The organism is Arthrobacter sp. UNCCL28, from assembly GCF_900102805.1.
GTDB lineage: Bacteria > Actinomycetota > Actinomycetes > Actinomycetales > Micrococcaceae > Arthrobacter > Arthrobacter nicotinovorans_A.
Genome location: NZ_FMWE01000002.1, coordinates 17530 through 34492 on the forward strand (window position 1 = coordinate 17530; position 16963 = coordinate 34492).

Below are 16963 nucleotides of genomic sequence, written 5' to 3' on the forward strand. Positions count from 1 at the left end.
GACTGACAGTGGGCCGTTAAGTTCGCTCCACGCGGAGCATCAGCCCCGGCAACCGCACGAGGCCAGCACCGACGCAGAACGGTCCATGGCAACCTTGTTGGCAGCGGCACCGGGTTCAAGGTCGTTGCCAATAAAGGAGAACACCAGCAGGCGCCCGTCGGCATCCACCACGTAGCCGCTCAACGCGATCACCGTATTAAGTGTCCCTGTCTTGGCCCGCACCAGCCCGGCTCCGACGGCAGTTCCGGCGTCCACATACCTGTCATCAAGGGTGCCGGTCAGGCCGGCCACCGGGAAGCCATCCAACGCCGCCCGCAGGGATAGATCGGGGCCGCTGGTGATGGCACGGACTACTTCGGCAAATTGCCGGGCGCTGACCTGGTTCTCCAGGGCAAGGCCGGAAACATCGGCTAGCTGCATCGAATCCGTGGCGATTCCCAGCTCCCCCAGCCTTTGCCGCACGGCGGCAGTGGCGCCGTCGTACGTCCCCTTCTGACCGGACGCCAAAGCGGTCATCCGCCCCAACGCCTCGGCGAGGAAGTTGTCCGAGGACTCGAGCATGAGGTCAACCTGCTCGCTGACGGTGGCGGACCGGGCAGCAGCGAGCTCCCTCGCGGGGAGGCCTTTACCGCGTTCGACGCCGGGACTCACGGCCACGCCTGCGGCCGCCAACTGCTCGGCAAACGCCTGGGCGGCAGTGATGGCGGAATCCTGGGGGCGCGGACCAGTCAGAACGTCGGGGGCGTAACGGCCGGAGTTCAAAGCCAGCGAAAACAAGGGTGCTGTCTCCCCGGCGGCGACGTCATCCAGGCTCCAGGCAGGGTTGAGGGGTGCGCCGGCGAACAGTGAATCGTCCACTTTCACCGAGACCGGCCCCTTGATGCCTGCCTCAGTCAACGCAGCGGCAGTATCCACAGCCAGCGAACCAAGACCGGCGTGCCCGAGGACCGAGGACGGATCCGATGCGGCTGCACCCAGCAGGACGTCCCCTCCCCCGGTCAGCACCACCGTGGAGGGATCTTCGGAAGCGAGCACCCGTGTAGTGAAACGCGACTCCGGGCCAAGTGCCTTCAGCGCAGCAACCGCGGTCAGCAACTTCATGTTGGACGCAGGGATCCTGTTGGCGTTGGCATCGCGGTCAAAAAGGACCTGGCCCGTGGAGGCGTCCAGGACCACGCCGCTGATGGTGCCCCCGCCGGCGGGTTTCAGCGTGGCATCAAGTTGCCGGGCAACTTCGGCCGGCACTGGAACGGGGGCGCCGGTATTCAGGGGAAGCACGCCGCTCGTGTCGCTCAGGTGGTCAGGCACTTGCTGCCAGGAAGGAACGGAAGGGGACGGCTTGGGCGCTGCGAACAGTCCGGGCGCCAGGCCTGCCACCACCAGCGCGGCGGCGCACAACAGGACTCCGGCCAACAGCACCGGCCATTTCAAGCGCCCCCACGCCGCGGATACCCAGCGGGCACCCCCGTTTTTATCGCCCATCATGGAAGTTGCTTGGTCCTGTCAGTCCTGAAATGTCCCCGCCGTTTCAAGAAACCCGGGCCTCTCGCTATATCCTCAATAGTAGTCGGCGGCACCGGCTGCCCTTTTGCCTGCCGCCAGCCCCGGGCTGAGCAGCCTGCCTGAGGCACCGTCACCCGTGACGGCCGCTTCGGCGGAGCGACGCCCCACCCACACCCGTCAAGGAGCATTCCATGAAGCACGACGTGACCATCGAGATCCCCAAGGGATCGCGCGTCAAGTACGAAGTTGACCACGAAACCGGCCGTGTCCGCCTGGACCGCGTCCTGTTCACCTCCATGCAGTACCCCACGCACTACGGTTTCTTCGAGAACACCCTGGGCGAAGACGGCGACCCGCTGGACGCACTGGTGCTCCTGCAGGACTTCGACCTCCACCCGGGCGTCATTGTTGAGTCCCGCCCCATCGGCGTCTTCAACATGACCGACGACGGCGGCGGAGACGCCAAGGTCCTCTGCGTCCCCGTTGACGCACGGTTCGACCACATCCAGGAAGTCAGCGACGTCAGCGAATACCTGATCAAGGAAATCGAGCACTTCTTCACGCGCTACAAGGACCTGGAGCCCGGCAAGTGGGTCAAGGCCGAGGGCTGGGGCGACCGCGCCGCTGCCGAGGCCGAGCTGGAAGCTTCCATCAAGCGCTACGTTCCGGCAGCACACTAGTCATCACCGATTGACGCCCGACGGCGGCCGGCGCGGTTCCCTGCGAACCGCACCGGCCGCCGTCGTACTTTTTAAGGCAACGCGGGGGTTCGCGTTGTGGATGGGCATGTCTCCCCATCGCGGCGACGGCCGCCTCCGCCTAGGCTGGGACGAGACTTTTCGACGGCTTACACAGATGGCTTACACAGGGGGTTCACATGGCTGGGTTCTACGGCGCGGACATCACGCAGCTTCGCAGTCTGGCAGGCGTGATGGGCAAAGCTGCCGACGCCATCAGCCTGCAAAGCACGCAGTTGTCCAACGCCATCAATTCCACCACCGCGTGGCAGGGCAAAGACGCAACGGTGTTCAAGGGCGATTGGAACTCCCAGCATCGGCAGAGCCTGGTCAAGGCCGCCAACATGCTGCGCGAGAATGCCAGCCAGCTGAAGAAGCACGCCAACCAGCAGGAGTTCGCCAGCCACAATGATGGTTCGGGCTCCTCGGTGGGTGTCCTCAAGGACGTCTATGACACCGCGATGGGCGTCAAGGGCCTGGCCGCCCCGCTGTGGACTGCCTACAAGTACCTCAAGCTCGGCAACGCCGAATGGGTGAAGACCCGCGAAGTCCTGACCAACTGGCGGGCCGGCGGGACGGTTGTCCGCGATGCCATGACCGCGCTGCGCAATGGGGAAAAGGTCACTGACGTCCTCACGGACTTCAAGGCCAACATCCCCTTCAGCCAGGCGTTCCAGGATGCCAGCAAATTCTCCAAGGGCCTCCGTGTGGCCGGAGCGCTGGCGGCACCCTTGAACATTGTGGGCGGCATCAGCGACATGATCAACCCGCAGCACGATGGCTGGCGCGGCACCGGTGACCGTGTGGCCGGCGGTCTTTCCGTGGTGGGTGGCGTTGGCAGCATCATGCTCATGACGGCCGGTGGCGCAGCCCTGCTCGGACCGATCGGTGCCCCCATTGTGATCGGCGCGGGCATCGTTGCCGGCGCCTGGGCCCTGGGCAACCTTGTAGCCGACAACTGGGACTCCATCAGCAACTTCGCACGCAATCCGGGCAGCTACATCGCCGATGGTGCCAAGGAAGTGGCGGGCTTCGCCAAGGACGTAGGCAGTAAGGTGGCAGACGGGGTCAGTGACGCCGCCAAGTCAGTCGGAAACTTTGTCGGAGGGATATTCGGATGACCACCAGCACCATGAAATGGACCCAGCGGGACGTTGAGGCAGCAGCCAAGGTCCTGGCCTCGGCCAGCGCCGTGGGCTCGGCCCTGCCCACGCTGACCGATGAAGAAGTTGTGGCCCTGGACGGCGTCCAGCACGAACAGCTGGTTGCCCTGCCATGGCTTTCGGCCCAGGATGCCAGCAAGGAACTGATGTGCGCCATCGCCTTGCGCGGCCTGCTGGCCAAGGAACTTGTGTATCCCGTGGTGTTCGAGGGCGAGACCGAGCCGTCCCGCCTGCACGCAACAGAGGAAATCACCGGTGCCCTCACCCTGCGCCGCAGCGGCAGCAGCGTGGTCTCCGTGGAACGGACAGTATCCACCGGCAAGCGCTGGCTCTACGGCTACCTTCATGACGAAGGCGTCCTGCTGGAGGAAGTGGACGAAAGCGGCCTGCACGGCTTCACCGTGGTCACCCGCGACCAGCTGGTTCCACGCCTGGCCGAATTCGTGGACCCCCAGCAGGCGGCTGCCCGCGACACCGAGGCCGCCCTCTACACCGAAGCCCAGTTCGAGGCACACGCCGCCACGGCTTTGGCGGACACCCAGGCAGCGAGCAACGTGGTGGCCTTCAATTCCGACACCAACGAGTTCCCCACCGTGACCGTATACACCGGCCCGTCCGGGGTCCACGTACTGACTCCGCGCGTGGAGGGTACGTCCGGCAACGGTGCGGAACAGGCAGAATCCGTGGCGTTCGAGCTCCAGGAAACTTCTGCGGCAACGTTGGCCCGCGTCCTGGGCGGGCTGGCCGGACTGGCCTGACGTTCCGTACCCAAGCCGCAGACCGCCGTCGAGCTGAAAGTCCCTCATGAGCACTTCGAAGTCCACCACCCTCACCGGCCTGCTTGACCCTGTCAACGGCCGCCCTGTCCGCCGCCACCCTGACACCGGCGCGTACTTCGTCAAAGCATCCGGGGGCGCCCACTTCTGGGGCCGGGTACTGGACGCCATGGTGTTCCTTGTTGGGTATGTGGTCCTGGCCGTGATCCTTGCAGTGGTCCGGGAATCCATGATGAACAGCGGCTCTGCGCTCGGGTACAACGACGGTTTGTGGCTGACCCTCTACGCTGTCCTGTGGTTCGTGGGGCTGTACGTGTACGGCATGATCTGGGGATCCGTGGGCAGCGTGGGAGACGCCGCCGCAGGGATGCGCTCAGTGCGGATCAAGAACGGCACGACGGCGGGCGCCTGGTTGGGCGGATGGCGCGCCATCTGCTGGTCCTTCTTCCCGTTCTTCGTGGTCATGCTCATTGCCTCCGCCATCAGCGGCGGCGGAGATGACACGTGGGACCCGAAGTTTGCCGCCATCGATCGCCGCTCCGGCATTGCCCAGGGCCAGGCGCCGGTTCCGGACCCCAAAGCGGCGGCAGCCGATCAGGCCGCTGCGGCCGAACGCCGGGATTTGCCCAACCTCTACGGCCAGCGCCCGGATGCACGGCCGTAACTGGCTGGTTCGCCGTGTTGAACGGGAGCTCTCCCCTGAACTGGGCCGGCTCCGGTATGTAGCGTCGTCGCGCCGCATCTACTGGAAGGTCCTCATCCCCTGCCTGGTGGTGGGGTTCGTTTTCGGGACCATCGCGGAGTTCGTCAGCCCGATCCGTTCCACCCGGGAAGCCGGGCACTTCAATGATCCCGCTTTCTTTGTGCTGACCAGCATGCTGACCGGCTTGGTGCTCTGGTCCATGACGTTCCTGGGCAGTTTCCGGAAGCTGCTGGTTTTCGACGGCGGTGTGGTTGCCAAATACTCGCAGAAACACACGCTCTTGGTCATCCCCTGGGACGAAATTGTGCCCGGGACCATCAAAGCGGTGACCACGGCCGACGGCACCGACCCCGATCGGCGCTTGGTGGCCCGACGCAAGTTTTCCCTGGGCGCCGGAGGCCACAACGCCGTGGTTTTCCAAGCCCGCGGGACGTTCTGGGTGTTCGCATCACACCAGGATCCTGCCCCTTTGGTCCTTGCCATCCTCGGGGCCATGAATGATGCCGGAACACCCGGCGCCGCACGGGCAGCGGCAGGTGCGCTGCCCGCCGTCGTACTGACCGGGCGAATGGCGCTCGACTGACCGGTTCTGCTCAATAATGGGTAAATTTGGCCCTTGCAGACCGTCTACCAGCCGGTAGCATGTGATCCACTATGTTCACTCTCACCATCAACCAACGCGACAGCCGCCGTGACGGCGACCTTGTGCCGCAGCTGCTCAAGGACCTGCGGCACATCCCTGCGCGGCTCGACTTTGACCGCTCGGTTGAAGATGAGGTGCAGGGCATCGTCGAATCGGGCCACCAAGCCGTGGAGACTGCACTGATCGCCCTCCGCTCCAGCCAGTGGTACGTGGGTATCGGAGTGGGACCCATCAACGAGCCACTGCCAAACCTGGTGAAGGACGCGTCCGGGCATGGACTTGTCTACGCCCGGAGGGCCGTGGACCGGCTGCGCAACGGCAAAGAGCGGATTCCGGTTGCGGTGGACGGCCCGCTGGGTGCGCTGGCCTCGGAGGCCGAGGCCGTGCTGCGGCTCCTGGGGCACATCGTCCAACATCGCAGTGCCGCGGAATGGCGGGTCCTTGACCTGCTTACACCGGGCGTCCGCGGCCAGCAAAAAGCAGTGGCCCAGGAACTGGGCATCACCACGCAGGCGGTCAGCAAAGCCCTGGCCCGTGCGCAGTGGTCCGAGGAACACGCTGCCCGTCCGGCCGCCGCCCGGCTCCTGCAACTGATCCTCGACGTACGCTGACTGTCACGTACCACACCCAACCAGCCTGACCAGGAGACCCATGCCCTACACCGTTGACTTCAAGAATGTCTCCACAACCGGCCTGGAGTCGTCGCCGGTGGCCGATGCTGCCGCGGGACTGCGCGCCAACGAAGCCCGCTACTTCCACAACAAGTACCAACACGTTTTTACCGTGAGCCCGGCGGAAGAGGTTCCGGCCATAGTGGATCGGGTGAGCCGGATCCTTCGGGAAGAACGCGACATTGTTATTGAGTCCCGCCCCCTGGAAGCCACCGCCTTCCAGGTGGAAGACCTCCACATGGCGTACGTGTTTTATGAATCAGGGCTGTCCATCAACGTGATGTACAGCCTGGAAGACGGGAAGAGGGCGGTGGGCTTCAAGCTGGCCGACGGGATGGAGGTCCCGGCCGAGTTGGAAGCGAAGTTCAAGTTCGCACGGCAAAAATCCAAGCTCGCCGGAACTATCCGCGGCTCCTACTTCGTCATCAAGGGCGAGTATCCGCCCACCCCCGCCTAAACACAGCCGTCACGCAACTGAGTCGCAGTTAATGCCTTTCTGAGGGTTCAAAAGGGCATCTGCTGCGACTCAGTTGGGTGAGGCGGGAACCTTACTGGTTGCTGACGTTGTCCTTGGCCGTCTGCGCACGGTCCTGGACATCGGCTGCGGCTGCCTGGCCTTCGTCCTTGACGTTGGCGGCGGCTTCCGTGGCGGTGTCCTTCACGTTCTGCATGGCGTCCTGGGCTGGTTCACGCAGGTGCTCGGCAACTTCCTGGGCGGCGTGGCTCAGTTCCTCGGTCAAGGGTTGGGCTGCTTCCTTCAACGCCTGGGCAGCCTCGCGCTCCTTGTCCGACGGTGGAATCAGTGCTGAGACCAGCAAGCCCGCACCGAAGGCGATGAGTCCGGCCGCAATCGGGCTGCCTTGGGCCTTGCGCGTGATGGCCTGCGGTGCGTCGCTGATGTCCGAAACCACTCCGGAAACAGCGTCTCCTGCATGGTGCGCCGTTTCACTGGCACGGTACTGGACGTCGTCACGGGCTCCGAAGACGGCCGTCTTGATCTTGTCCACCCTGCGGTTGACGATGTGGGACGGCGTAACTTTGTCCGCTACAGCGTCAACGTTGGTGCTGAGCCGCCTGCGGGTTTCTTCGATATCGGCGCGCAGGGCGTCGGGGTTCTGCGTCATCGTGTCTCCTCAGTGTTCGGTTTCAGAGCGGGGGGTATTTCCTTGACGGTCTCAGCTGTCCGCGGCATGCCCTTGATGGCGTTCAGCTCCTTGCGGCCCATCGTGGCGAGGATCGCCGCGATGATTCCCCAGATCACCGCGACAATCACCGCGGACCAGCCCAGGCCAACCAGTTGCCCCAAAGCCCACCAGAGGGCGATGGAGAGGAACAGTACGGTGATGTGGCCGGCCCATGCGGCTCCGGCCAGCATTCCGGCACCCTTGCCGGCCTTGGTGGCGGACTCTTTGAGTTCCACCTTGGCCAGCTCCACTTCCTGGCGCATCAACGTGGAAACATCGCGCGTCAGGTCGCTCAACAGCTCGCCGAGAGGAAGGTTTTCCGCTTTCTCGTGCGCTGTTGTGGAAGGCAGGTCGGCAGGACTACTCATCGGGGACCTCCGTACTGTGGGTCATCCGGATCAAGGGGGCTCTCCGGGTCGATCGGTCCGGCCAGGGGGTCACCCTGTGCCTTGACCCCGCCGGCGTCGGTTTCCGGGTAGGGAAGCGTCGATCCGTCATAGCCACCAGTGGTCCCTGCGTCGTAGCCAGTGGCTGCGCCGCCGGTTGCTACCCCCGTGGTGGTTGCCGAGCCGTAGCCGGCAGTGGTGGTGGTAGGACCGGGAAGGTCCACGGCCGGAGGAGTTACAGCTCCACCCTGGGTTGGGTAGTAAACGGCGCGTGGAGTTTCAGTGGTGGTCCCACTGGAAATGTTGCCCTCCGGTGAGTTGTCTGCCATGCCTCGGCCGAGGCGGCCTGCAAGGACACCGGCACCGGCGGCAAGAAGCAGGAAAGCTCCTGGCTTGCGGCGCGCGAACCCCTTGACTTCATCCAGCAGGGAACCGGGATCCCGGCCTTCCAACCACTGGGCGATCGAGGAAGAACGCTGGGCTGCCTGCTGGACCAGGTCCGTGGCAACGCCGCCGTTCTGGCTTGAATTGGCCATGGTGGACAGTTCATCGGAGATGGAGCGCAGGCCCTCGGCAACACGCTGCTGCTGGACCTGGGCCTGGTCAGTCAGTTCACCCTTGGTCTGCGTGAGCAGTTGGCGTGCATTTACCTTGACTTCGTGGGCTACATGGCCGGCCTCGGATTTGGCGGTATCCATCACTCCACCGGCGGCATCCTGCACGGCACCGGCAACTCCCGCGGCTTCCTCCTTGGCGGTGTCCACCTTTCCGGAATTGCCTGAAGTACCCGTAGTGCCAGTGGTGCCTGAAGTACCCGAAGTGCCGGAGTAGCCCGACCCTGCCGGGGTTCCGCTGATTCCCGTGGTTCCCGCAGTTTCTGTTTCAACGTCCGGCGAGTCGAGGTAGCTTCCGGAAAATGGTTCGGTGCCTGCATGGGCACCGGTGGTTGGCGCCGCGAAGCTTCCGTCCTGCGGCGATTGGCTCTCAGTCATTGTCGCTCTCTTTCCACAGTTGGCAGGCTGCGGACAGCAGCCGGGATAGTAAGTATCGTTACTATCAATGGGTGTGTACCCGCTTGCCGGGGATCTAATCACCCAATCGAACTAATTGATGTCCCTGCTCACGTTCGGCACTTTCCGCTCGACAGCCGGGACCAGACCTGCGAATGTGGGGTTGATGAGCCAATTGCCCACGAGGCGACGGCTGATTCCCGCGCTTCGAAAAACCGTCACCCGCCACCGACTCCTGTTTGCCGCCAAAACGGCCATTGCTGCAGGCCTCGCGTGGTACCTCGCACCCTTTATGCCCGGTCCTGCCGCCGCCTATCCGTACTATGCGCCGCTTGGCGCCCTGGTGAGCATGCACCCCACCGTGGCCGACTCGGCCAAGCATGGGCTCCAGAGCCTGGCGGGGTTGGTGTTGGGCATCGGCATGGCCTTCGCCATCACCACAGTTGCTGCCCCCACCGCCCTGGCCGTTGCCGTGGTAGTAGGACTCGGCGTGCTCATCGGCGGCCTCCCCCGCCTGGGTACTGCTTCTGAATGGATCCCCATGGCAGCACTGTTCGTGCTGGTGCTGGGCGACTCCAACGCCGAAGGCTTTTCCTTCGCCTACGTCCTCCAGATGGCGCTGGGCGTCACGGTGGGATTTGCGGTGAACTGGCTGATATTTCCACCCCTGCACCTGGACGACATCGATCCCGCCATCGCCGGACACCAAAGCGCCTTGTCCCGCCAACTTAGGGATATGGCACGGGCCATGGAGGAGTCGTGGCCGCCCAACCACGAGGCCTGGGCCAGCCGCAGCGACGAACTCTCGCTTACGGCAGCGGGCGTCCGGACTGCGGTGCATCAAGCGGAACTGAGCGCTAAAGCGAACCCCAGGTCCCGCCGTCGTGCGACCCGCCTGCCCAGCGACCTTGCCGGCCTGAAAACCCTAGAACGGCTCACCTTCCACGTCCAGGACATCACCGATGTCCTTGCCAGCGCCATTTGGGAAGAAGGCGCCGGAACAGTCATCCCGGATGCGGTGGTGACTCCGCTCGCAGAAGCCCTGGAATCGGTGGCGTCCGTTGTGGATCACTGGCGGGACGCCGAGAACGGCGAGCTGGCCAACCGGCTGGCGCGGGCCAAGGACAGCATCACTGCCCTGGGCGATGCCGTAGCCGGGGCGGCCGCCGACCAGGCCCCGGTGAACGCCCCGGCGTCGGTGGCCATGAGCCTGCGCCGCATCCTGACCGTGGTGCTGTCCTCCGAATAGGAAGCTACCGCGGTTTCAAGGGAGGAGAAGCTTCCCGCCCCTTCCCCGCACCGATTCCCTCCAGCATCTCCGCCAGGGACTCCAACGAAGAACGCTTGGGCGACCACCCCAAAACCGCGTGAGCCCGTGCCGTATCCATGATGGGTGCGTTGGCCGCCATATCCACCCATCCGGCGTCGGTCACCTGCAGCCGCAGCCTCCAACTGACGTCGACGACGGCGCGGAGCACCTTGAGGGGGAACGGCATCAGCCGCCGGGCGTTGAGAATCCACGCCAAGGCGTTGGGGTCGATGACCGGTTCGGCGGCGATGTTGAAGGCACCTTCGGCCTTGCGTTCCACCACCCGCCAGTAGGCATCGGCGACGTCTGCGGTGTGGGCGGCTTGGAACACCATCTCCTTGGGGATGGCGAGGAACGGCAGCCAGGGCTTACGCGGCACCAGCCGGGGCAAGACGCGTCCCAGGAAGTAGCGGCCAACCTCGCTCCCGCCCCCGGCGCTGAACATCAGCGCCGGGCGAAGCCGCGAGACCACAATGTCCGGGTTTTCCTGGGCAAAACGGTCCAGGAGCCTTTCCTGTGCCGCCTTGTCCACGCTGTAGTGCGAGCTGCGGACGCCGTCCGTCGGCCACTCTTCAGTGGTCCGCTGGTCTTTGGGAGCGGGTGAGTAGGCTCCCACGGACGAGGCACACACAATGTGGCCCACCCCGGATGCCCGCGCCGCGGCCAGCACGTGGGATGTTCCGGCCACATTGGTCCGGCGAAGCGCTTCCCGGTTGTGGTTGGGCTGAATCAGCCAGGCGAGGTGCACCACGGCATCGGCTCCCGCTAAAGCTGCCTCCAAAGCCGGCTGCTCCGCTGGGGAGCTGATGTCCACAGTGTGCCACTCCACACCGTGATAGGGATCCGCGTCCGGATCCGGTTGCCGGCGGGCGATGCCCACCAACTCGAGGTCAGCGCCCTCTTCGGACCGCGCCCTCTGGAGCCGCTTCAGCAGTTCCGTGCCGCCATGTCCTGTTGCACCGGTGATCACAATACGCATGGTTGATGCCTCAGCCCTGCGGAGTTTCGCCCGTGGAACGGATGCGTTCCAAGACCGCCGTGGTGGAATGCTCCGGTACATAATCCAGGATCGTCACTATGCCGCCGTTGCGCTCCACCGCTTGGGTTTCCTGCAGCATCTCCGGTGTGTAATCCCCGCCCTTGGCATAGACGTCGGGCCGCAGCAGATCTATGAGCGGTATGGGAGTGGGGGTGTCGAACACGGTGACGTGGTCCACGCAGCTCAGCGCAGCGATGACTGCCGCACGGTCGGCCTCGTGATTGACCGGCCGGTCCGGGCCCTTGAGCTTTCGAACCGAGGAATCGCTGTTCAGCGCCACCACCAGGACATCCCCCAATTGCTTGGCTTGGTTGAGGTAGCGGGTGTGGCCGCGGTGAAGGACATCGAAGCACCCGTTGGTCAGCACAATCCGCCGGCCCTCCCGGCGATGCTCCTCCACCTGAAGGGCCAACTCGGCATCCGTCAGCGCAGTATCGGCAAAACCACGGAGGTGTTTGGCCAGTTCGTCAGTGGTGCACACCGAGGTACCCGGCCGGTGCACCACAACATCGGCCGCGGCCTGGGCCAGATCCACACTGGTGGTGAGCGGCAATCCGGCTGCACGGGCAATGGTCAGGGCCGCCACGAACGTGTCCCCGGCCCCGGACGCCTGCTTCTCTGCCTGCGGCCGGGCCCACGTCCGGTGGGTTGTCGGTTTCCGGGCCTCACCTTGGGGGCGGATGGTCAGGGTCCCTTCCCGGTCCAAAGTCACGACGACGGCGGCCGCACCTGAGGTGCGAAGAAGCTGCTCCGCGTGCGCTTCCACGAAGGGGCACCTGGCAGCGCCGCCGGGGAATTCGGTCCCGAGCAACCGTGCCGCTTCCTGCGCGTTCGGGGTTGCGAGGTCCGGATTGAGCTGGGCCCAACGTCCCGGATAGTGGGCGTCCACCACTACCAGCGTGTCTTGGCGGGCAATGGCAGGACCGTTCCCCTCGGAAGCGTCACCCTGTGGACCGAGGTGTTCAAAAATTGCCTCCCGCACAGCGCCTTCCAGGGTGCCCGAGCCGTAGTCGCAGAGGACCACGGCTGATGAACCACCGACTGCTTGGGGGATGGCGGCGGCAACCTGCCGGAGCCCGTCTGCGGGGACCTCGTCCGCGGCATCGTCCAGGCGCAGCATCACCTGGCCGCCGCTGCTCACCCGGAACTTGGTGGTGGTGGTCATGCCCGCATGGGAGACCACGTGCGATACGTCCACGCCGGCGGCTGTGAGCTGTTCGAGGAGGGTTTGGCCGCCCTGGTCTTCGCCCACGAGGGATACGAAACGAACGTCCGCCCCCATCGCTGCGAGGTTCATCGCCGTATTGGCGGCACCTCCCGGGGCAAAATCGCGGCGCTGGACCTGAACCACGGGGGCCGGGGCCTCGCGGCAGAACCGCTCGATGGTTCCATCCCACCAGCCGTCCAGGATGGAATCGCCGATGACGGTGATCAGGGGATGTGCCTCGGCCAGGCGGCCCGGTAACCAGTCGGCCAGACCTTCCTGGCGGGACAGGCTCGCTTGGCTGGCCAAGCCCTCTTGGGTGCTCAGGCTCTCTTGGCTGCTCAGGCTCGCTTGGCTGGCCAGGCCTTCCTGGCGGGACAGGCTGTCATCGTGGGCCGGGCCCTCTTGGTTTGCCCGGCCTTCCTGATTGGCCGGGCCCTCTTGATTGGATAGGCGTGCCATGGGGTACCTTCCGGTTGGGCTTACAGTTTCCTGTTCCCCTCAGGTACCCCGCGGCACGGGCTTCACACGCCGGCTCCGGGAGTTTCCCACGGAACCACTGCGGCTCCGGAACTACGGAAAGTACCGGCCCGCAGCATTGGCAGCGAAAGGAATGATCCATGGAGAAACCGCTGACGAATCCGAGCCCCGGCGTGGGCCCCGTGCTGGACAAGTTCAGCGGCGTCAAGCGGATTGCCGTCCTCAGGGGTGGCGGACTGGGCGACCTGATCTATACGTACCCCGCCCTTTATGCGCTGAAGAGCGCGTACCCCGAAGCCACCATCACGCTGCTTGGAACCCCCATCCATGCGGCGGTTGCCGCTGCCACGGAAGGTCCGGTAGACGACGTCGAAATGCTTCCCGTGGCCCGGGGTGTACACGACGGCCCGCGCAACGGCGAGCGCTTCGAGGACGATGCCGAGGACGTTGCCGCGCAGGAAGCCTTCTTCGAGGCCATGCGGGCCAGGGAGTTCGATGTTGCGTTCCAAATGCATGGAGGCGGACGTTTTTCCAACCCGTTCCTGCTCCGCCTCGGTGCCCGGCATACCGCGGGCACGCGGACCAAGGACGCGGAGCCGTTGGAGCGGAACCTCGATTACGTCTACTACCAGAACGAGCCGGACCGTTGGTTGGAGGTCGCGGGCCTCGCAGGGGCTCCGAGCATCATCTCCCCTCCCTTGCCCCCCAGCCCCGAGCATCTGCAGAACATCGTGGGCCTGCGGGACTACGGGAGGACTTCGCTGGTGGTGGTCCACCCGGGTGCCACCGATCCGCGGAGGCGATGGCCGGCGTCGAACTTTGCTGAAGCTGCGGCCGGATTGGCACGGGAGGGGGCCCAGGTAGTGATCGTGGGCGACCGCTCGGAGAAGGCGCTGGCGCAGGAAGTGGCGGAATTGGCGGTCCGCCAGTTGCCGGCAGCAGAGCACAACGCGGTGCGCTCCGTGGCCGGGGAGCTGGACGTCGGCGACCTGGCCGCCCTCCTGGCGGAGGCCACCGTAATGCTCGCCAGCGACAGCGGACCCCGGCACCTCGCCCAGGCAATGGGAACGCCGACGGTAGGCATCTTCTGGGTGGGGAACGTGTTCAACGCCGGTCCACGCGGCAGGAGCATGCACCGTATCCACATGTCCTGGATGATCCGGTGTCCGCGCTGCGGGGCGGACATCACGCAGGTTGGCTGGACGGCACCGCACTGCGGCCACGACGACACCGTGGTGAGCGGCATCGCCGTGGCCGATGTTGTTCAGGACGTGCTGGACCTTACGGCCACGAGCCTTCTTCTGCGGGGCAGATAAGGAGTTCGCGGACTTCGCTGCCGAAGGGCTGCGAAAGGGCGAACACCACGGCCTGCGCCACGTTGGCGGGGTCGTTGAGCTTGGAATCGTCCTGCGGCTTGTACTGCTCATCGCGGTCGTCGAAGAAGTGGGTCTTCATGCCGCCCGGGATGATGGTGGTGACGCCGATGACGCCGCCCGTTTCGGCGGCAAGTGCGCGGCTGAAGCCGATAACGCCGAACTTTGAGGCGCAGTACGCCGTGGCGTCCGGCAGTGCCCGGAGCCCAAGCGTGGAGGCGATGGTAATGGCCCGGCCCCGGGATTCCTTGAGGTAAGGCAGTGCCGCCCGGACTACGGAAACCGTGCCCATGAGGTTCACTCCGATGACCTTTTCCCATTCTTCCGCCGGGACGTCGCCGAGTTTTCCGCAACGGTCGATGCCGGCAGCAGTCACCACTCCGTCCAGTCCGCCAAGGGTTTCGGCGGCTTCCTTGACGGCGGCTTCCACTGCTTCACGGTTGGAGACGTCCACTTCCAAGGACTTTGCGCCTGCGACGTTGCTGACATCGCGGTCGAAAACGAACGGTGTGCCGCCGGCGTCGCGGATGGCTTCCACGATCGCAGCGCCCAGTCCGGAGCCGCCTCCAGTAACGATGACGCGGCCTGGTGTTTGCGTGTTCATGCGTTTCCTCTCGATTGATGGTTGCTTGTCAGCTGACCTTGGCCAATGCTTCTGCCAGGCCGCTGGTGGAGCGTGCCGGGTGGAAGGGCACGGTGACGCAGCGCCCTCCCCAACCCGCCACCAGGCGGGCTTCCGGCAATTCTTCGGGGGTGTAGTCGCCACCCTTGACCCAGATATCGGGTTGTATTTGGGTGAGGCAGGCTTCAGGGGTGTCCTCGCCGAACACCACCACGGCGTCCACGCATTCGAGCGCCAGAAGCAGCTCCGCACGGTCTTCCGCGCTGACTATCGGCCGGTACCCGCCTTTGAGCCGCCTCACGGACTCATCCGAGTTCAGGCAGACGATCAGGCAGTCACCCATGCTGCGGGCGGCGGCCAGGGTGCGGGCGTGCCCTGCGTGGAGGAGGTCGAAGCACCCGCCGGTGGCCACCACCGTGCCGCCTCCCGCCCGCACGGCCCGGGCGAGTTGGACGCCGTCGGGGTGGAGGTCGCCGGCGTCCACCAGTTCCAGGCCCTTAAGCTCGACGACGGGTCCGGGCCCGGGTGCTTCGGGCTCTGGCACTTCGGGGCGGGGCGCTTCGGGCCCTGGCGTTTCCACGACCGCCAGCGACGCCGCTCCCCCGTTGGCCAGGAATTCGGACGCATCCTCCACAGCCCGGGTGGCTGCCTGCGCCAAGTCCAGCCCGAGGCCCAGGTGCACGGCCAGGCTCCCAGCCAACCGGTCCCCGGCCCCGCAAGGATCACTGACGTTGGTCTTGGGTGCGGGAATGCCCTGTGCGGCATCACCGGCAGGGAGCAGAAGTGCCCCTTCTTCGCCCCTGGTCACCAGGACGGCTGCACTTCCCCACTTTTCCAGCAGGTACCGGCCGGCTTCTTCCGCACCCGTGCCGGATGGAGCCAAACCACCGGCTTTTGCCGAGGCCAGTGCCTCAGCCAGGTTGGGCGTGACGACGGCGACCCCCGCCACCGGCTCGGAACCGGCAGGATGCGGGTCCCACACCACGGGGACGCGGCGCCCGGCAGCTGTGAGTGCCGCACGGATATCCGGGTTGGCGGTGATCCCCCGCCCGTAGTCGGCCACCACAATGGCCTCCGCCGATGCGATGGCCTCGAGCATCTCCGCGGTGCCGGCCGGGATGGGAGCGGGTGAGCATCCTTCGTCGAAGCGGACCATGGGATGTGTTCCGATCCGCACGCGCGTCTTGGTGGGCGTCGGGGCGAGCGGGGCTCCGGCGAGCACAGACACACCGGACAGTGCGCGCCGGAGGTGGCCGGCGCCGTCGTCGTTGGACAACGCGGTAACCAGCGAAACGCTGTGGCCGTCCTGGGCCAGCACCGTTGCCACCAGGCCGGCACCGCCTGCACGACGCCGGATGTCGGCTACGTCCACAACCGGCACCGGCGCGTCGGGGCTGAGCCGGGTGGCTGCCCCGTTGATGTCGACGTCAAGGAGGACGTCGCCTACCACTGTGATCCTCATGGCTGCCGCACTCCCAAAGAGTTCGAGCCGGCCCGCTTGGCGATCTCGGCGTCGAACGCCCGGCACACGGCGTGGATGGCGATGAGGTGGCCTTCCTGGGCGTTCGCCGGGATGGCATCAACCGTGATGGCCTGATCGCAGGCCTCGGCGAGCGGGTTGGGGCCGCTGCCGGTGAGCGCCCAGGTGGCGATGCCGCGTTCCTTGGCCGCACGGACGGCTTTGAGCAGGTTGGGGCTGCGGCCGCTGGTGGAAAGGAGGATGAGGACATCGCCGGCGCGGCCATGGGCCCGGACTTGGCGGGCGAAGACTTCCTCGTAGCCGTAGTCGTTGGCCAGGGCAGTGACGGCGGAGGACTCGGCGTGGAGGGAGATCGCGGAAAAGGGTGCGCGCTCCTCATCGAACCTGCCCACGAGCTCGGCCGTCAGGTGCTGCGCCTCAGCCGCCGAGCCGCCGTTTCCCGCCGCCAGCAGGCGTTGGCCGGACAGCAACCGCTGGGCCAGGACAGTTCCCCACTGGGACAACAGGCCGGACTGCGAGCGCAGGGAGTCCAGGGCGGGCAGGACGTTGTTCAGGTGCTTGGTGACCTCGGCGGTGTGGTTGAAGTCAGTGAGATCGGGAGTCCACCGTGCCGGTACCGTGTCCGGGATGCTGCGCCCGCTGGGAGCTGCGCTGTGCCCGGCGGGGGCTGCGCTGTGCCC

The 16963-nt window shown here is 65.7% G+C and carries 18 protein-coding genes; 9 read left to right on the forward strand and 9 right to left on the reverse strand.

The features are described 5' to 3' along the window. Positions 1–39: 39 nt before the first annotated feature. Positions 40–1482: a D-alanyl-D-alanine carboxypeptidase/D-alanyl-D-alanine endopeptidase gene (gene dacB / locus BLQ01_RS04705; protein ID WP_091551114.1), complete on the reverse strand. Its 1443-nt coding sequence runs from the start codon at positions 1480–1482 to the stop codon at positions 40–42. Positions 1483–1694: 212 nt separating this feature from the next. Here dacB and BLQ01_RS04710 point away from each other — a divergent pair, with 212 nt between their 5' ends. The 7 genes from BLQ01_RS04710 (at position 1695) to BLQ01_RS04740 (ending at position 6653) form a co-directional block, all read left to right on the forward strand. Continuing rightward, the gene (locus BLQ01_RS04710; RefSeq protein WP_026540860.1) at positions 1695–2183 is read left to right on the forward strand and encodes an inorganic diphosphatase; all 489 of its coding nucleotides are present in this window, start codon (positions 1695–1697) and stop codon (positions 2181–2183) included. A gap of 197 nt (positions 2184–2380) precedes the next feature. After that, on the forward strand, positions 2381–3361 hold the full coding sequence (locus BLQ01_RS04715) for a hypothetical protein (RefSeq protein ID WP_091550400.1): 981 nt from the start codon (positions 2381–2383) through the stop codon (positions 3359–3361). After that, complete coding sequence (locus BLQ01_RS04720; protein ID WP_026540862.1) at positions 3358–4161, forward strand: hypothetical protein; 804 nt, start codon at positions 3358–3360, stop codon at positions 4159–4161. Before BLQ01_RS04715 ends, BLQ01_RS04720 begins: the two co-directional genes overlap by 4 nt. A 46-nt stretch (positions 4162–4207) precedes the next feature. Next, positions 4208–4843 carry an RDD family protein gene (locus BLQ01_RS04725; RefSeq protein WP_026547163.1) on the forward strand — a complete coding sequence of 212 codons (636 nt, stop codon included), beginning with the start codon at positions 4208–4210 and terminating at the stop codon, positions 4841–4843. Further along, positions 4830–5465 (forward strand): hypothetical protein, encoded by a 636-nt coding sequence (locus BLQ01_RS04730; RefSeq protein WP_091550401.1) that lies wholly within the window; start codon positions 4830–4832, stop codon positions 5463–5465. Before BLQ01_RS04725 ends, BLQ01_RS04730 begins: the two co-directional genes overlap by 14 nt. A gap of 71 nt (positions 5466–5536) precedes the next feature. Next, positions 5537–6136: a hypothetical protein gene (locus BLQ01_RS04735; RefSeq protein ID WP_026540881.1), complete on the forward strand. Its 600-nt coding sequence runs from the start codon at positions 5537–5539 to the stop codon at positions 6134–6136. Between the two features lie 40 nt (positions 6137–6176). After that, a complete protein-coding gene (locus BLQ01_RS04740; RefSeq protein ID WP_091550403.1) occupies positions 6177–6653 on the forward strand; it encodes a phage tail protein in 477 nt (158 codons plus the stop codon). 91 nt (positions 6654–6744) lie between these two features. Here the strand turns inward: BLQ01_RS04740 and BLQ01_RS04745 are convergent, their stop codons facing one another. The 3 genes from BLQ01_RS04745 to BLQ01_RS04755 are packed head-to-tail and all read right to left on the reverse strand — an operon-like array spanning position 6745 to position 8758. Continuing rightward, entirely contained in the window at positions 6745–7320 is a 576-nt protein-coding gene (locus BLQ01_RS04745) for a DUF3618 domain-containing protein (RefSeq protein WP_026540883.1), read from the reverse strand. Beyond that, positions 7317–7748 carry a phage holin family protein gene (locus BLQ01_RS04750; protein WP_026540884.1) on the reverse strand — a complete coding sequence of 144 codons (432 nt, stop codon included), beginning with the start codon at positions 7746–7748 and terminating at the stop codon, positions 7317–7319. The genes BLQ01_RS04745 and BLQ01_RS04750 overlap by 4 nt, the downstream gene beginning before the upstream one ends. Next, complete coding sequence (locus BLQ01_RS04755) at positions 7745–8758, reverse strand: hypothetical protein (RefSeq protein ID WP_175493354.1); 1014 nt, start codon at positions 8756–8758, stop codon at positions 7745–7747. The genes BLQ01_RS04750 and BLQ01_RS04755 overlap by 4 nt, the downstream gene beginning before the upstream one ends. 184 nt (positions 8759–8942) lie before the next feature. On the opposite strand from BLQ01_RS04755, the gene BLQ01_RS04760 reads away from it, so the two are divergent. After that, entirely contained in the window at positions 8943–10025 is a 1083-nt protein-coding gene (locus tag BLQ01_RS04760; protein ID WP_245232883.1) for an FUSC family protein, read from the forward strand. Positions 10026–10029: 4 nt separating this feature from the next. On the opposite strand, the gene BLQ01_RS04765 is transcribed toward BLQ01_RS04760, so the two are convergent. Together BLQ01_RS04765 and rfaE2 are read right to left on the reverse strand one after the other, a co-directional pair. Continuing rightward, positions 10030–11064, reverse strand: coding sequence for an NAD-dependent epimerase/dehydratase family protein (locus tag BLQ01_RS04765; RefSeq protein WP_091550406.1), 1035 nt, complete (start codon positions 11062–11064; stop codon positions 10030–10032). A 10-nt stretch (positions 11065–11074) separates the two neighbouring features. Further along, entirely contained in the window at positions 11075–12790 is a 1716-nt protein-coding gene (gene rfaE2 / locus BLQ01_RS04770) for a D-glycero-beta-D-manno-heptose 1-phosphate adenylyltransferase (RefSeq protein WP_254779227.1), read from the reverse strand. Positions 12791–12948: 158 nt separating this feature from the next. Between rfaE2 and BLQ01_RS04775 the strand changes: the two genes are divergently transcribed. Next, positions 12949–14124 (forward strand): glycosyltransferase family 9 protein, encoded by a 1176-nt coding sequence (locus BLQ01_RS04775; protein ID WP_175493355.1) that lies wholly within the window; start codon positions 12949–12951, stop codon positions 14122–14124. Here BLQ01_RS04775 and BLQ01_RS04780 read toward each other — a convergent pair. The 3 genes from BLQ01_RS04780 to BLQ01_RS04790 are packed head-to-tail and all read right to left on the reverse strand — an operon-like array spanning position 14090 to position 16912. Then, positions 14090–14785: an SDR family oxidoreductase gene (locus tag BLQ01_RS04780; RefSeq protein ID WP_026540890.1), complete on the reverse strand. Its 696-nt coding sequence runs from the start codon at positions 14783–14785 to the stop codon at positions 14090–14092. The two genes, BLQ01_RS04775 and BLQ01_RS04780, sit on opposite strands and share 35 nt — an antisense overlap. A 28-nt stretch (positions 14786–14813) precedes the next feature. Beyond that, complete coding sequence (locus BLQ01_RS04785; protein WP_091550408.1) at positions 14814–16265, reverse strand: PfkB family carbohydrate kinase; 1452 nt, start codon at positions 16263–16265, stop codon at positions 14814–14816. Further along, positions 16262–16912 (reverse strand): D-sedoheptulose-7-phosphate isomerase, encoded by a 651-nt coding sequence (locus BLQ01_RS04790; RefSeq protein ID WP_091551117.1) that lies wholly within the window; start codon positions 16910–16912, stop codon positions 16262–16264. Before BLQ01_RS04790 ends, BLQ01_RS04785 begins: the two co-directional genes overlap by 4 nt. Positions 16913–16963 lie beyond the last annotated feature (51 nt).

Bases quoted from the DNA above. Each gene is read 5' to 3' on its own strand.
- dacB (WP_091551114.1), bottom strand. From the start codon at position 1,482: ATGGGCGATAAAAACGGGGGTGCCCGCTGGGTATCCGCGGCGTGGGGG.
- BLQ01_RS04710 (WP_026540860.1), top strand. From the start codon at position 1,695: ATGAAGCACGACGTGACCATCGAGATCCCCAAGGGATCGCGCGTCAAG.
- BLQ01_RS04715 (WP_091550400.1), top strand. From the start codon at position 2,381: ATGGCTGGGTTCTACGGCGCGGACATCACGCAGCTTCGCAGTCTGGCA.
- BLQ01_RS04720 (WP_026540862.1), top strand. From the start codon at position 3,358: ATGACCACCAGCACCATGAAATGGACCCAGCGGGACGTTGAGGCAGCA.
- BLQ01_RS04725 (WP_026547163.1), top strand. From the start codon at position 4,208: ATGAGCACTTCGAAGTCCACCACCCTCACCGGCCTGCTTGACCCTGTC.
- BLQ01_RS04730 (WP_091550401.1), top strand. From the start codon at position 4,830: ATGCACGGCCGTAACTGGCTGGTTCGCCGTGTTGAACGGGAGCTCTCC.
- BLQ01_RS04735 (WP_026540881.1), top strand. From the start codon at position 5,537: ATGTTCACTCTCACCATCAACCAACGCGACAGCCGCCGTGACGGCGAC.
- BLQ01_RS04740 (WP_091550403.1), top strand. From the start codon at position 6,177: ATGCCCTACACCGTTGACTTCAAGAATGTCTCCACAACCGGCCTGGAG.
- BLQ01_RS04745 (WP_026540883.1), bottom strand. From the start codon at position 7,320: ATGACGCAGAACCCCGACGCCCTGCGCGCCGATATCGAAGAAACCCGC.
- BLQ01_RS04750 (WP_026540884.1), bottom strand. From the start codon at position 7,748: ATGAGTAGTCCTGCCGACCTGCCTTCCACAACAGCGCACGAGAAAGCG.
- BLQ01_RS04755 (WP_175493354.1), bottom strand. From the start codon at position 8,758: ATGACTGAGAGCCAATCGCCGCAGGACGGAAGCTTCGCGGCGCCAACC.
- BLQ01_RS04760 (WP_245232883.1), top strand. From the start codon at position 8,943: ATGAGCCAATTGCCCACGAGGCGACGGCTGATTCCCGCGCTTCGAAAA.
- BLQ01_RS04765 (WP_091550406.1), bottom strand. From the start codon at position 11,064: ATGCGTATTGTGATCACCGGTGCAACAGGACATGGCGGCACGGAACTG.
- rfaE2 (WP_254779227.1), bottom strand. From the start codon at position 12,790: ATGGCACGCCTATCCAATCAAGAGGGCCCGGCCAATCAGGAAGGCCGG.
- BLQ01_RS04775 (WP_175493355.1), top strand. From the start codon at position 12,949: ATGGAGAAACCGCTGACGAATCCGAGCCCCGGCGTGGGCCCCGTGCTG.
- BLQ01_RS04780 (WP_026540890.1), bottom strand. From the start codon at position 14,785: ATGAACACGCAAACACCAGGCCGCGTCATCGTTACTGGAGGCGGCTCC.
- BLQ01_RS04785 (WP_091550408.1), bottom strand. From the start codon at position 16,265: ATGAGGATCACAGTGGTAGGCGACGTCCTCCTTGACGTCGACATCAAC.